General features: G+C 70.7%; 13 protein-coding genes. 10 read left to right on the forward strand and 3 right to left on the reverse strand.

All coding sequences use genetic code 11. From position 1 onward, the window contains the following. The first annotated feature begins 21 nt into the window (after positions 1-21). Genes ACLL81_RS15890 through ACLL81_RS15910 form a run of 5 tightly spaced genes read left to right on the forward strand, consistent with a single transcriptional unit; the run spans position 22 to position 4,652 of the window. Positions 22-459, forward strand: coding sequence for an HIT family protein (locus ACLL81_RS15890; protein WP_411289339.1), 438 nt, complete (start codon positions 22-24; stop codon positions 457-459). Continuing rightward, positions 444-1,682 (forward strand): LptF/LptG family permease, encoded by a 1,239-nt coding sequence (locus ACLL81_RS15895; protein ID WP_411289340.1) that lies wholly within the window; start codon positions 444-446, stop codon positions 1,680-1,682. The genes ACLL81_RS15890 and ACLL81_RS15895 overlap by 16 nt, the downstream gene beginning before the upstream one ends. Then, positions 1,679-2,740 carry an LptF/LptG family permease gene (locus ACLL81_RS15900; RefSeq protein WP_411289341.1) on the forward strand — a complete coding sequence of 354 codons (1,062 nt, stop codon included), beginning with the start codon at positions 1,679-1,681 and terminating at the stop codon, positions 2,738-2,740. Before ACLL81_RS15895 ends, ACLL81_RS15900 begins: the two co-directional genes overlap by 4 nt. Beyond that, positions 2,740-3,873, forward strand: a complete 1,134-nt coding sequence (locus tag ACLL81_RS15905; protein ID WP_411289342.1) for a dATP pyrophosphohydrolase — start codon at positions 2,740-2,742, stop codon at positions 3,871-3,873. The genes ACLL81_RS15900 and ACLL81_RS15905 overlap by 1 nt, the downstream gene beginning before the upstream one ends. Next, positions 3,870-4,652, forward strand: a complete 783-nt coding sequence (locus ACLL81_RS15910; protein ID WP_411289343.1) for a nucleotidyltransferase family protein — start codon at positions 3,870-3,872, stop codon at positions 4,650-4,652. The genes ACLL81_RS15905 and ACLL81_RS15910 overlap by 4 nt, the downstream gene beginning before the upstream one ends. On the opposite strand, the gene ACLL81_RS15915 is transcribed toward ACLL81_RS15910, so the two are convergent. After that, positions 4,640-5,356: an SDR family NAD(P)-dependent oxidoreductase gene (locus ACLL81_RS15915; RefSeq protein ID WP_411289344.1), complete on the reverse strand. Its 717-nt coding sequence runs from the start codon at positions 5,354-5,356 to the stop codon at positions 4,640-4,642. The two genes, ACLL81_RS15910 and ACLL81_RS15915, sit on opposite strands and share 13 nt — an antisense overlap. 12 nt (positions 5,357-5,368) lie before the next feature. After that, entirely contained in the window at positions 5,369-6,124 is a 756-nt protein-coding gene (locus ACLL81_RS15920; RefSeq protein WP_411289345.1) for an NTP transferase domain-containing protein, read from the reverse strand. A gap of 292 nt (positions 6,125-6,416) precedes the next feature. Between ACLL81_RS15920 and ACLL81_RS15925 the strand changes: the two genes are divergently transcribed. The 5 genes from ACLL81_RS15925 (at position 6,417) to ACLL81_RS15945 (ending at position 13,389) form a co-directional block, all read left to right on the forward strand. After that, on the forward strand, positions 6,417-9,173 hold the full coding sequence (locus ACLL81_RS15925; protein WP_411289346.1) for a M14 metallopeptidase family protein: 2,757 nt from the start codon (positions 6,417-6,419) through the stop codon (positions 9,171-9,173). A gap of 238 nt (positions 9,174-9,411) precedes the next feature. After that, positions 9,412-9,804, forward strand: coding sequence for a response regulator transcription factor (locus tag ACLL81_RS15930; protein WP_411289347.1), 393 nt, complete (start codon positions 9,412-9,414; stop codon positions 9,802-9,804). Then, positions 9,801-10,916, forward strand: a complete 1,116-nt coding sequence (locus ACLL81_RS15935) for a YaiO family outer membrane beta-barrel protein (RefSeq protein ID WP_411289348.1) — start codon at positions 9,801-9,803, stop codon at positions 10,914-10,916. The genes ACLL81_RS15930 and ACLL81_RS15935 overlap by 4 nt, the downstream gene beginning before the upstream one ends. Positions 10,917-10,918: 2 nt before the next feature. Beyond that, a complete protein-coding gene (locus ACLL81_RS15940) occupies positions 10,919-11,965 on the forward strand; it encodes a HEAT repeat domain-containing protein (RefSeq protein ID WP_411289349.1) in 1,047 nt (348 codons plus the stop codon). Between the two features lie 8 nt (positions 11,966-11,973). After that, positions 11,974-13,389, forward strand: coding sequence for a glycosyltransferase family 2 protein (locus ACLL81_RS15945; protein WP_411289350.1), 1,416 nt, complete (start codon positions 11,974-11,976; stop codon positions 13,387-13,389). Here the strand turns inward: ACLL81_RS15945 and ACLL81_RS15950 are convergent. Beyond that, positions 13,376-13,627 carry an Hpt domain-containing protein gene (locus ACLL81_RS15950; RefSeq protein WP_411289351.1) on the reverse strand — a complete coding sequence of 84 codons (252 nt, stop codon included), beginning with the start codon at positions 13,625-13,627 and terminating at the stop codon, positions 13,376-13,378. The genes ACLL81_RS15945 and ACLL81_RS15950 overlap by 14 nt on opposite strands. Positions 13,628-13,634: the final 7 nt, after the last annotated feature.

The raw sequence follows: 13,634 nt of genomic DNA on the forward strand, positions 1-13,634 counted from the left end.
TACGGCAGGCAAGACGCCCAGATGACCAACGCCACCGCCGTCAGCTTCGGCTTCCCCGAAACCTTGGTGGGCGAGACCAGGTCCTGGCTGGTGCTCGCGCGTCCCAAGCAGCCGACATTTGGCGCGCTCGTGCTAATTTGCAAGGAGGAGGCCCAGGCCTTCTCTGACCTCAGCGCCACAGCCTTCGCCGATCTTGGCCTCGCCGTGAGCGCCGTCGAGACCCTGCTTCGCAAGGTCGTGGGCTACCAGCAGATCAACTACCTGATGCTGATGATGGTCGACCGCGATGTCCATTTCCACGTGATCCCGCGCTACCAGGGCGAGCGCGTCCACGAGGGCATGAGCTTCCCCGACGCCGGCTGGCCGGGCCAGCCCGACCTGGGCGCCGCGATGGACCTGGGTCCCGAGGGCGCCGCGCGCCTGGCGGCGTTCCTGCGGCAGCAATGGCCCGCAGCTTGAGCCGAAAGCCGAGATCCGAGGGGGCGGCGCCGCATCTGGCCCTGATCGACCGCTACGTGCTGCGCATGACGGCCTGGCCTATGTTGGGCTGCCTGGGGGTCACCGTCACCTCCCTGCTCTTGGAGCGCACCTTGCGGCTGCTGGACCTCCTGTCGCAGTCCAATAGCCGGTTCGGATCGGTCCTGGAGCTGACCGCCAACCTGCTGCCCCACTACCTGGGCCTGGCCCTGCCGGTGGCCTTCTTCGTGGCCCTGTTCATCGTCATCACCAAGCTGGATGACGGCTCGGAGATCGAGGCCTTCCTGGCCAGTGGCGTGCCGCTCACCCGGCTGGCGGCGCCCTATGTGGCCCTGGGTCTGGTGCTGATGTCGATCAGCCTGGTGGTGTTCGGCTACCTGCAGCCCTACAGCCGCTACGCCTATCGCGCGGTGCTGCACGCCGCCGTCAACGCCGGCTGGGACGGTCGCCTGCACGGCGGGGCCTTCGTCAGCGACGGCGACAACATCATGACCGCCGACAGCGCCAGCCTCGAGGGCCGACGTCTGCAGCACGTGTTCATCCGCCGCGCCACGCCCGGCGGCGGCGAGGAGGTTCTGACCGCCCGCTCGGCGCAGCTCTCCCCCCAGCCGGATGGCAAGACCGTCACCCTGGTCCTGCAGAACGGGGCCCGGCTCAGCGAGAACCGCTCGGGCGACTTCGACAGCCTGCGCTTCGACACCTTCACCATGCAGACCAATGTGGCGGACGCCGCGGCGCTGCTGCGGTCACGGGGCGGCGACGAGCGCGAGCTGACGCTTACGGAACTGGCCATCCGCGCCGGATCGCCCATGCCGGTGATCCCGCGCGAGACCCTGCTGGCCGAGCTCTATGGCCGGCTGGCGCGGTCCGTCGTCCTGCCGTTCCTGCCGCTGATCGCCCTGCCGCTGGGACTGGCCGCCAAGCGCCGCCGCAGGACCGCGGGGCTGCTGCTGGCCGGCGCGCTCCTCCTGGGTTTCCAGCACGGGCTGCAGTTCGGCCAGGGTCTGGCCGAGACCGGCCGGGTGTCCCCGGAGATCGGCGTCGGCGCCCCCTTCTTCCTGTTCACCGGCTTCTGCCTGTGGATGTTCGCCGGCAGCCGCCGGCGACCGGGTGAGACGCCCATCGGGCGCTTCGTGCAGGCCCTGGGGGATTCCATAGAACGGCTCCAGGCGTTGCTCCGCCCGCGCAAGGCGGCAGCCTCATGAGGCTTGGCGGCTACGTCCTTCGGCTGGTGGCCCTGCGCATCCTGGGCGCCGCCGCCATCCTGCTGGCCGTCCTGCAGATCCTCGACCTCCTGGAAGTCACTCCGGAGATCGTCGAGCGCGGCCTGGGCCTGGCCGGGATCGTGCAGTACGCGGCCCTGCGCCTGCCGCGGCTGATCGACCAGGCGGCGCCCCTGGCGGTTCTGGCCGGGGGCATCTTCGCCTTCATGAAACTGGCTGGCGACAGCGAGATCGTCGCCATGCGCGCCTCCGGCGTCTCCGCCTACAAGCTGGTGGCCATGGCCCTGCCGGCGGCTTTGGCGGTGGTGGTGATCGACTTCGCCGCGGTCGAGCTCGTGGCGCCCAGGACCGATCCGGCGCTGCAGTCCTGGTGGCGCGCCACCGCCCCGCCAGCGCCCGCCGCGGACCCCAAGCCGAAGGCCTTCCGGGTGGGCGGAGACGTGGTCTCGGCCGCCACCACCGACCTGACCGGCCGCAGTCTGAAGGACGTGCGGATCTACCGGCGCGACGCAGGCGGCCGCCTCACCGAGCGGATCGACGCGGCCAACGCCACCTGGGCGCCCGGCGGCTGGCGGCTGGCCAACCCGCGCTTCGTCAGGTTCAACGCCGCCGGCGCCTCCAGCGGCCAGGCGGCCACCATCACCTGGACGGCAGCCTTCGAGCCGGCCGACGTGCAGTCCCTGTTCTTCGGGGAGCAGACCATCTCCGCGGCCTCCGCGGGGCGCGCCCTGGCCGGCGGCGGAGCGCAGCGGCCGGACAGCTACTACGCCACGCGGCTGCAGCGCTCCATTGCCAGCCCCCTGGGCGGCCTGATCATGCTGCTCCTGGCCGCGCCCATAGCCCTGGCCAGCTTCCGCTCCAGCCAGGGGGCGATGTTCGTCACCGCCAGCCTGGGCGCGGGCCTGATGTTCCTGGTGGCGGATGGCCTGCTGGCGGCCCTGGGCGAGAGCGGCGCGGTGTCGCCCCTGCTGGCCGCCTGGACCGCCCCCCTGGTGTTCGCGGCGCTGGGAGCCACGGCGCTGATCCAGTTGGAAGGCTGATGGGCGGCCTCGCGCTCAGCCCGGTGCGCACCAAGGCCGAGCTCGAACGGTTCATCCGCTTGCCCATGCGCCTGAACGCCCACGACCCGGCCTGGGTCGCGCCGCTCCTGATGGAACGCCGAGAGGCGCTCTCGGCCAAATCCAACCCGTTCTTCGCCCACGCCGAGGTGGAGATGTGGCTGGCCACCCGCGACGGCGTCGACGTGGGCCGGATCAGCGCCCAGATCGACCGGCTCGCCCCCCAGGACCGGCAACGTCCCGCCGGCGCCTTCGGCCTGATCGCGGCGGAGGATGACTCGGCCACTTTCGGCGCCCTGTTCGAGGCGGCGGAAGCCTGGCTGAAGTCTCGTGGGATGGCCGCCGCCATGGGGCCCCTGAACCTGTCGGTGAACGAGGAGGTGGGGCTGCTGGTGGACGGCTTCCAGACGCCGCCCATGCTGATGATGGGCCACGACCAGCCCTATGTCGCCGGCCGCATTGAGGAACAGGGCTACGTCAAGGCCAAGGACATCTACGCCTACATCGGCAGCCTGCACCACGGCCTGGCGCGGCTGTTCGACCGGGCCCGCCGCGACCCCATGCCGGGGGTGGTGCTCCGCCCGCTGGACATGTCGCGATATGCGGCCGAGGTCGCCACTCTCACCGAGATCCTCAATGACGCCTGGCGTGAAAACTGGGGGTTTACGCCCACCACTGAGGCGGAGACCCGCCACCTGGCCCAGGCGCTCAGGCCAGTGATCGACCCGGGGCTAATCTGGTTCGCCGAGATCGACGGCGAGCCGGCCGGCGTGCTGGTGGGCCTGCCCAACGTCAACGAGGCCATCGCGGACCTGGACGGACGGCTGTTCCCGTTCGGCTGGGCCAAGCTTCTCTGGCGGCTGAAGGTGCGCGGCGTGAAGAGCGCCCGGGTGCCGCTGATGGGCGTGAAGCGCGCCTACGCCGGCACGCTCCGGGGCCAGCGCCTGCCGTTCCTGATGATGGGCGCTGTGATCACGCAGGCCCAGGCGCGGGGCTATGAACGCTACGAGTACTCCTGGATCCTGGAGGAAAACCTGGCCATGCGACGGATCTGCGAGGCGGCCCACGCGCGCATCTACAAGACCTACCGGATCTACCAGAAGGCCCTGGCTTGAACGGCTTCACCGCCCTGGTGCTGGCCGGGTCACGGGTCGGCGCCGATCCCGTGGCGGCCTATGCGGGCGTCACCCACAAGGGGCTCATCGTCCTGGATGGCCAGACCCTGTTGGCCCGCGTGCTCCACGCCCTGGACGCCGCCGGCGCGGCGCGCATCTGCGTGTCCTCCAACGACCCCGCCATCGACACCGAACTGGCCGCCATCAGCCTCAACGCCAGTGTCGAGAGGATCGAGGCGGGGGCCAGCCCAAGCCTTAGCGTCGCGCAGGCGCTGGAACACCTGGGCGCGCCGCTGCTCGTGACCACCTGCGACCACGCGCTCCTGCGCCCGGAGTGGATCCGGCAGTTCCGCAAGGACGCGCCGGCCGAGGCCGACATCGCGGTCCTGCTCGCCCCTGAAGACGCCGTGCGCGCCGCCGCGCCGCAGACTGAACGGACCTATCTGGCCTTCCGCGATGGGCGCTATTCGGGGTGCAACCTCTTCCTGCTGCGGACGTCCCGGGCGCGGGCGGCGGTGGATCTCTGGCGCCGCGTCGAGGCGCACCGCAAGCAGCCTTGGCGGATCGCCCTGATGCTGGGTCCGGCGATGCTGTTCGGCTTCATCCTGCGGCGGCTGACCCTCGACGGGGCTGTTCGCCGGCTGGGCCGCCGTGCAGGGGTGGCGGCCACGGCCGTCCTGACGCCCTTCGGCCTGGCGGCGGTGGACGTGGACAAGCCCGCCGATCTCGATCTGGTGCGCGCCCTGGTGGCCGCCGGCGATCCGGCTCAGCGCACGTAGCTGGCGCCGTTGATGTCGAGCACCGCGCCGGTCATCGACGCCGGCGCCTCCAGCGCCAGGTAGGCGGCGGCGCTGGCCACCTCCGCCGGGTCCGCCACCCGGCCCAGCGGGATGTCCGCCAGGAGCTTGTCGCCGCCGCGGCTGGCCACATAGTCGTCCGCCATGCCGGTCATCACGAAGCCCGGGCAGATGGCGAAGCACAGGATCCCCTGGCCGGCGTAGCCGCGGGCGATCGACTTGCTCATGCCAATCAGGCCGGCCTTCGACGCTGCATAGTGCCAGTGCTGGGGCGAGTCGCCGCGATAGGCTGCGCGGCTGGCGATATTGACGATCCGCCCGCCGCCGGTGTCCTGGAAGTGCAGCACCGCGCGCCGGCTAAGGTCGGCGGCGGCCTGGAGATTGATCTGCAGGGTGTTCGCCCAGCCGGCCCGCCAGGCTTCGGGCTCAGCATCCACCGGCAGGGCCTCGAACACGCCGGCGTTGTTCACCAGCACGTCGATCCGGCCGCCCAGCCGCGCCAGCGCCCGGTCCCACAGGCGGTCGGCCTCGCCGGGCCGGGAAAGGTCGGCGCCCAGAACGCCCCCCCCGTCCGTGCGGCCGTGGCCGATCACCCGCGCGCCGCGCTCGGCCAGGGTGGCGACGATGGCGGCGCCGATCCCCCGCGTGGAGCCGGTGACGAGGATGTGTCGCGGATCGGACGTCACGGAGTTGAGGCCCTAGCCGGCCATCGCCCGGGCCGCCCAGCGCTCGGTGAGCGCCAGGTTGCGCGGCAGGTCGGCGGGGAAGTCCATCTCCGCCCATCCCAGGCCCTCGATGGAGGCGACGCGCACGCAGCCGCTTTCCCGGGCGATCTGGTCGATGACGCTGAGGTACCAGCGCTTCAGGCCCTCGGGACGGCGCAGCGCGGCTTCCACGTTCGCCCGGAACCGGTCGGCCCCGGGGGCGGAGAACCTCAGGAAGCCGATCGATTCGCCGTTGAACTCGGCGATGGTCTTGCCGATCGCCAGCAGCACGTCACCGTCGGTCAGCACCCGCATGTCGTCGTCGTCGTAATTGGCCTTGCGGTCGATGGTGACGGTGATCTCGGCGGCGGGGGCGGCCAGCAGCCGCTCGGCCACGTCGGGCTCGAACAGGGTGTCGCCGTTGAGCAGCAGCACCTCGCCACGCAGTTCCTCGCGCACCAGCCAGCAGGTCGCGAGGTTGTCGGTGAGCGCATAGAACGGATTGAACAGGGTCCGCACGGTCAGGCCGGGCAGGTCGAGGCCGGCGACTTCAGCGTCCACCGCGTCGGCGCCGAAGCCGGTGACCACCACCGCCTCGCGCACCCCCACGGCGTGCAGGTTGGCCAGCTGCCAATGCAAGACGGTGCGACCGGAGAGCCCGATCAGGCACTTGGGCTTGTCGTCGGTCAGCGGCGACAGCCTGCGCCCCTGGCCGGCGCTCAGGATGACGACCTTGGAAACCTTACTCACGGAAAGACCGCCCCCATCGCGACGCCGTTGCAACGCGCCATTCTACCAGCCACCAGCCGGTTCCGACAGGCGTGGCGGGCAGCCTTTGCGCTGGTGTTCTCGCCAATCGTCGGCCCGCGGCGCAATTCCTCGAGCCGGTGCTTGCCCGAGGCAGCTTGGATGGGCCAGATGCTTCTCGTTCGGGGTCGGGTTCGGGTAGGCGTATGACAGGCATGACGAGATGGCTGCGGAGGGCGGACGCCCTGGCCGCCGTGCTCATCCGGGCCGCCGCGCCGGGAAGCAGTTTTCGCAGATGATCAGCCACTTGACCCTGAAGCGCCGCGCCGCCGTCCTGGCCCTGTGCGCGGGCCTCGCCGCGCCGCTGGCAGCGCCCGCCCAGCCCAGGCTGACCACGCCGAAGGAGGCCTTCGGCCACGACATCGGGGCGGACTACCGGCTGGTGAACTACACCCAGACCGAAGCCTATCTGAAGACCCTGGCCAGCCAGTCCGACCGCATGAAGCTGGTGGACATCGGCCCCACCGAGGAGGGTCGCCGCGAGTACGTGGCCATCGTCTCCTCGCCGGCCAACCTGGCGAAGCTCGACCGCTACCGCGAGATCGCGCGGCGGATGGCCAAGGCCAAGGGCGTCGACGAGGCGGCCGCGAAAGCCATGGCCCGGGAAGGCAAGGCGGTGGTCTGGATCGACGGCGGCCTCCACGCCAACGAGACGGTCCCGACACAAGCGCTGATCGCGGCGCTCTACCAGACGCTGAACGCCCGGGACGCCGAGACCCTGCGCATCCTCGACGACGTGATCATCCTGTTCGCCGAGGTGAACCCGGACGGCCAGGAGATGATCTCCAACTGGTACATGCGCAACGAAGATCCGAAGAAGCGAGAATTCCACAGTCTTCCGATGCTATATCACAAGTACATCGGCCATGATAACAACCGCGACTACTTTCTATCTGCAATGAAAGAGACTACCAACGTCAACCGGATGTTCTTCCGGGAGTGGTTTCCACAGATCGTCTACAACCAGCATCAGACGGGGCCCGCCGGGACGGTGGTGTTTGTCCCGCCGTTCCGCGACCCCTTCAACTATCATTACGACCCCCTGGTGATGACCACCTTGAGCGAGATCGGCGCGGCCATGCACAGCCGGCTGATCGAGGAGGGCAAGCCCGGCTCCACCATGCGCAGCGGCGCCACCTACTCCACCTGGCACAACGGGATGGAGCGCTCGGTCATGTACTTCCACAACGCCGTGGGCCTGCTCACCGAGATCATCGGCCACCCCACGCCCATGAGCATCCCCCTGGTGGCCAGGAACCAGATCGCCCGCAACGACCTGCCCGCGCCCATCGCGCCGCAGGAATGGAAGTTCGCCCAGTCCATCGACTACTCGCTGACCCTGAACCACGCGGTGCTGGACTATGCCTCGCGCAACCGCGAGCGGCTGTTGATGAACATCTGGCGGATGGGCGCCAACTCCATCAGCCGCGGCCAGAAGGATTCCTGGACGGTCACGCCCAAGCGGATCGCCGCCCTCGAGGCCGCCGCCAAGGGCAAGCCCCTGGTGGGGACCGGGCGCAACGCCGGCCTGCAGCCTGACCTCTACGCATCCGTCCTACGCGACCCGGCGATGCGCGACGCCCGCGGGTACATCCTGCCCGCCGACCAGGCCGACCTGCCCACGGCGGTGAAGTTCCTCAATTCGCTGATCAAGACCGGCGTCGACGTGGAGCGCGCCACCCGGGACTTCACGGTGGCCGGCAAGACCTATCCCGCCGGCTCCTATGTGGTGAAGGCCGACCAGGCCTACCGCCCGCACCTGCTGGACATGTTCGAGCCGCAGGACCATCCGCACGACGTGGAGTATCCCGGCGGCCCGCCGGTCGCCCCCTACGACGTCGCCGGCTACACGCTGGCCCTGCAGATGGGCGTGAAGTTCGACCGCGTGCTGGAGGGGTTCGACGGGCCGTTCGAGCCGGTGGCCGACGTCATGGCGCCACCGCCGGGCCGGATGGTCGGGTCCGGCCGCGCCGGCTGGCTGGTCAGCCACGCGCAGAACGACAGCTTCATCCTTTCCAACCGCCTCCTGAAGGCGGGCCAGCCGGTCTATTGGGTCAAGGCCGCCACGCGGGCCGGGCGGCAGGCCTTTGCGCCCGGCGCCCTGTGGATCCCCGCCAGCCCCGCCAGCCGCGCCGCGGTCGAGGCGGCGGTCACGGGCCTGGGCCTTGACGCCCACGCGGTGGGCCGCGCGCAGGCTGGCGAAACGCTGAAGCTGAAGCCCGTCCGGGTGGGGCTGGTGGACAAGTACGGGGGCGTGATGACCGCCGGTTGGACCCGCTGGCTGCTGGAGCAGTTCGAGTTCGACTACGCAGATGTCTATCCGCAGCGCCTGGACGCCGGCGACCTGAACCGCGACTTCGACGTCCTGGTGTTCACCAACGGCGTGCTGGCCGCGGGCGAGGGTGAGGGCTTCACCTCGCGTCAGCCGAAGCCCGAGGATATCCCAGCAGAATTCCACCCCTGGTTGGGCGAGATCACCCCGCAGAAGACCTGGCCGCAGGTGGCCGCCTTCCTGCGCGCCGGCGGTACGGTGGCGGCCATCGGGCCCTCGACCCGCCTGGCGGCGGCGGTGAGCGCGCCGGTGACCGACGTCCTGGCCACCACCGCGGGCCTGCCCCTGCCGCGCACGCAGTTCTATATCCCGGGCTCGCTGCTGGAGGTGGCGGTGGACAACAGCCAGCCGCTGGCGTTCGGCGCGCCGGCGACCATGAACGTGTTCTTCGACCGCAGCCCGGCGTTCCGGGTGGCGCCCGGCTCGGCCGCCGCGCGGGCGGCCTGGTATCCGCAGGGCGACGTGCTGCGCAGCGGCTGGGCGGTGGGCCAGGACAGGCTCAATGGCGCGGCCGCCGTGGTCGACCTGGACGTGGGCCGGGGCAAGCTCTTCCTGCTGGGCCCGGAGGTGGCGCAACGGGCGCAACCGCACGCGTCCTTCCGGTTCCTGTTCAACGGCCTGCAGTACGGGCCGGCCGTTTCAAGGGCAGCGGTCAACTAGACGGTCGCCCGACCGGCGAGGCGAACCGTCGCCGCGCACCTGATCGGCTTCTATCGCCAGCCTTCGCCGGCCATCACGGCGCTGCTGGCGGCGCGGGCGGCGGGGACCATCAACGCCGGCGCCACCATCTGCGGAGGCGGCGCCTGCGCAAACTCTGACTTCTGTTGTAGGGTCGCCCTTCGCTGCGGCCTTAGGGGGCACTGGCCGTCGCGTTGCCTGGACTGAGCCCGGAATGCCTATGAGCACGCGCCAACTTACCGTCCTCGTCGCCGACGACGATCCCCTTCTGCGAGCCATCCTGGAGCACAAGCTGAGCGCGGCCGGCTACGCCGTGCACAGCGTCGAGGACGGGCAGGCGGCGCTGGACGCCGCGGCGCGGCTGCGGCCGGACCTCCTCGTACTCGATGGCATGATGCCGATCATGGACGGCTTCGAGGTCCTGCGGCGGCTGAAGGCCGACGGTGACCTGTGCAAGATCATCGTGGTGATGCTGACGGCCCTCAAACGTCAGGAAGACGTCCTGGGGGCGCTCAAGCTGGGGGCGGATGACTACCTCGCCAAGCCGTTCAACCCCGATGAACTCGTCGCGCGGCTCGACCGACTCTCAGCGCCGTTGCGGATGGGCCCGTGAGAACGTTCCTGCTCGGGGTCGTGCTCGTGCTGGCGGCGAGCGCCGCGCACGCCCAGGCGCCCGAATCCGCCCCGACCACCGGCGATAGCCTGGCCAGGGGCTCGGCCCTGCGCGCCAGCGGCCGTGCGGCGGAGGCCGTTCCCCTCCTGGAGGCGGCCATCCGCGAGAGCCCCGCCGACGCCGACGCCTGGCTGAACCTGGGCCTCGCCTACACCGCCACCGGCCGCTACGACGACGCCGAGCGGGTGCTGGACTACGCCCTGCGCCTGTCCCCCGACTATGCCGACGCGCATGTCGCCCGCGCGAGACTGGCCTTTTTCCGGGAGGATCTCCGGGAGGCGCGCCGCCGGCTGGCGCCTGCGCTCGCCGCCCGGCCGCAGAACCCCGACGCCCTGGCGCTGCAGGCGCAGCTCCTGCAGGCGCTGGCGGCAGCGTCCGCCCGGTGGCGGCTTGACGCCAACGTCAACACCGCGCGGCTCAGCGACGGACTCCCCGCCGCGCGCGGTGTGGCCGTCTTCCTGGGCCGCACCTTCGAGGGCGGCCTGACCCTTTCGGGCGGGATCGAGCGCCAGCGTCAGTTCGGCGCCACCGACACCTATCTGGAGGGCCAGTTCGGCCATCGCTTGGGCTATCTGGCGCTTGGCGGGACGGCCCATGCCGACTTCCGCCCGGAGGCGAGCGTGCGCGGCGGCCTCTATGCCCGGCCCAGGTCTCTGGGGGCGGGGTGGACCGCCCAGGCGGGCGCGGACGCGGGATGGTCGCGCTATGCGGCCGGCGACGTGCGGACCCTTACGCCGCTGATCACCCTGGCCCGCGGCGAGGCCCTGACGCTCACGGCGCGATGGATAAATGTGCTGGACGAGACCGACACGCGCAGGTCCGGCTACGGTCTGGCCGCCGCCTTTCGACCCCGCCCGCGTCTGCAACTCCTGGCCGGCTGGACCGACGCACCGGAGTCCAGCGACGGCGTGACCGTCGATGTGCAGGCCGTCAGCCTGGGCGTGGCCGTGGATGTGGCCGAGGACTTCACCCTGCGGCTGGGCGGGACCCGGGAGATACGCCGGGCCTATGACCGCGAAGATGTCTCCGCCGGCCTGACCCGCCGTTTCTGACGGTGAGCCTGCTCAGCCTCATCTGGTCGGTCGCCCTGGCGCTATGCGCCGCGGCGGTCCTGTGGATGTCGGCGCTGATCGTCCTGCGGGTCTTCTCGGATCGTGCAGCGCGCCGCCGGGCGGAGGATCGCCGGGCGGTGGAGCGGTGCTTCGTGGGCATTCTGCAAGGCCGCTCCGACGTGGTGCGGGACCTGGCGCCCTACCGCGGCCGGGCGCGCCTGATGGCCGAGTCCCTGCTGGACTTCCTGACCCTGGTGCGCGGGGTGGATCTGGAGATCGTGCTGGGCGCCCTGGAGAGCGTCGGGGTCGACAAGGTCCTGGCGGCGCGCCTGAACCGCGGTTCCCTGGCCGGGCGCCTGGCGAGCGTCGAGGCCCTGGGCGCCTTTGCCGGCGAAGCGACCCGCGCCGCCCTGGTGCAGGCGGCCGCCCGCGGTCCGGCCACCGTGCGGCTGGCCGCCCTGCGCTCGCTGCTTCAGGCCGGCGGCGAGGTCGATATCGCGCGCCTGCTGCAGCACCTCGCCCGCGGCGAACTGCGGCACAGCGGTCCGCTGACGGATCTGGCGCACCTGGTCATCGCGGCCGACCCGACGGCCGCCATGGGCGTGCTGGCGCAGCCTGACCTCGCCCCCGCGACCCGCATCCTGATCGTCGAGGGCCTGGGCGCGGCCGGGGCCTACGCCGCCCTGCCGATCATCAACGCTCACGCGGAGGCCGGACGCGCGGATGTCCGGGCAGCGGCGATCTCCACCCTAGGGCGGATGATGCACCCCGCGGCTGAACCCGCGCTTGAGCGGGCGTTGACGGACCCGGCCTGGGAAGTTCGGTCGGCGGCGGCCGCGGCGATCGGCGAGGCGCGCCTGGCGTCGCTTGTCGGACCCCTCGCGGCGCAGCTATCCGACAGCGTGTGGATCGTGCGGTTTCAAAGTGCTGGCGCCTTGCTGAAGCTGGGTGAATCCGGCCTCGAGCGGCTCCGGGCGGCCGCCTTGGGCGCTGACGCCAGGGCCGAGCAGACGGCGTCCCTGATGCTGGCCGAACGCGGGCTGGCGTGATGGACCTCATGTCCGCCGCCCTCGTGCTGACCCGGTCCGCGGAGTCCGTCGCCGGGTTCGTCATCGCCGCAGGCGTTGCCCAGAACGCCTTCCACCTTCTGCAGTTGGTAGTGGCCGGCGTGGCGCTTCGGCGGACCCGCGGCGCGGTCGAGCCGGCGCAGCTGTGGCGCCGCTATGCGGAGAACGCGCCGCCCATCAGTCTTCTGGTGCCCGCCTACAACGAGGAAATGTCGATCGTTGAAAGCCTGCGCTCCCTGCTGGCTCTGCAGTATCCGACCTTCGAGGTCGTGGTCGTCAATGACGGGTCGAAGGACGGAACCCTGGCGGCGCTGATCGCCGCGTTCGACCTGGCGCCGGTGGAGCGCAGCTACGACACCGTCGCGCCCCATGCCCGCATTCGTAGACTTTATGGCTCGCCGCACCAACCCAGACTGCTCGTGGCGGACAAGGAGAACGGTGGCAAGGCGGACGCGCTCAACGCCGCCATCAACCTCTCCCGGGCCCCCATCGTCTGCTCGATGGACGCGGACTCCCTGCTGGAGCCGGACGCGCTGCTGCGCGGGGTGCGGCCGTTCGTCGAGGATCCACAGCGGGTGGTGGCGGCCGGCGGGACGGTGCGCGTGGTCAACGGCTGCAAAATCCAGCACGGCCGGGTCACGCGGGTGGGCACCCCCCGCAACCTGCTAGCTCTCTTGCAGACCATCGAGTATCTGCGCGCCTTCCTGATGGCGCGCCTGGCCTGGAGCGAGATGGGGTCGCTGCTGATCATCTCCGGCGCCTTCGGGCTGTTCCGCCGCGACGCGGTCCTCGAGGTGGGCGGCTACAGCCTGGGGACGGTGGGCGAAGACATGGAGTTGGTGGTCAAGCTGCACCGCCACTTCCGGCGCGCGAAACGCCCCTATCGCATCGCCTTCGTCCCCGAACCCGTCTGCTGGACAGAGGCCCCCGAGACCCTCTCCGTGCTGGGGCGCCAACGGGCCCGCTGGCACCGCGGGGCGCTGGAGACCTTCGTGCGCCACAGGGCGATGGTCCTGAATCCGCGCTATGGCCGGGTCGGTCTCTTGGGTTTCGGCTATATCCTTCTGGTCGATGTTCTGGGGCCCTTCGTCGAGTTGGCGGGCTACATGTTGGTCCCCGCCCTTTGGCTGCTGGGCGTCCTTCACGTGGACTATCTGTACGCCTTCCTGGCGATCAGCTTCGGCTTCGGGGTCATGCTCAGTATCGGCGCCCTGGCGCTGGAGGAAACCGAGCTGCGTCGCTTCCCGCTGGTCCGCAACCTCGTGCTTCTGATGTTCGCCGCCATCATTGAGAACTTCGGCTACCGGCAGCTCAACAACCTTTGGCGACTTCACGGAACCTGGCAGTTCATCACCCGGCAGCACGGCTGGGGGACCATGACCCGGCGAGGATTCACCCGTGCTTGAGGCAAACGGACTCCAGCTCGCGCAGCAGGGCCGCCATCTCGGCCGCGTCCGGTTGACCGGCGTGCCGGCGGTCGTCGACGGCGCCGGCCAAGCGGCTCAACTCATCGAAGCCGAACACGCCCGCCGTGCCGGAGAGCCGGTGGATGAGCACCCCCGCCGCCTCGGGCTCAAGCCCGCCCCGCAGCTTCGCCAGATCGTCCGCGGCCCTGGCCAGGAAGCGGGCCCTGAGCGGAGCCATCGGATCG

The sequence above is a fragment of the Phenylobacterium sp. genome, assembly GCF_046590535.1.
In the GTDB taxonomy this organism is placed as follows: Bacteria; Pseudomonadota; Alphaproteobacteria; order Caulobacterales; family Caulobacteraceae; genus Phenylobacterium.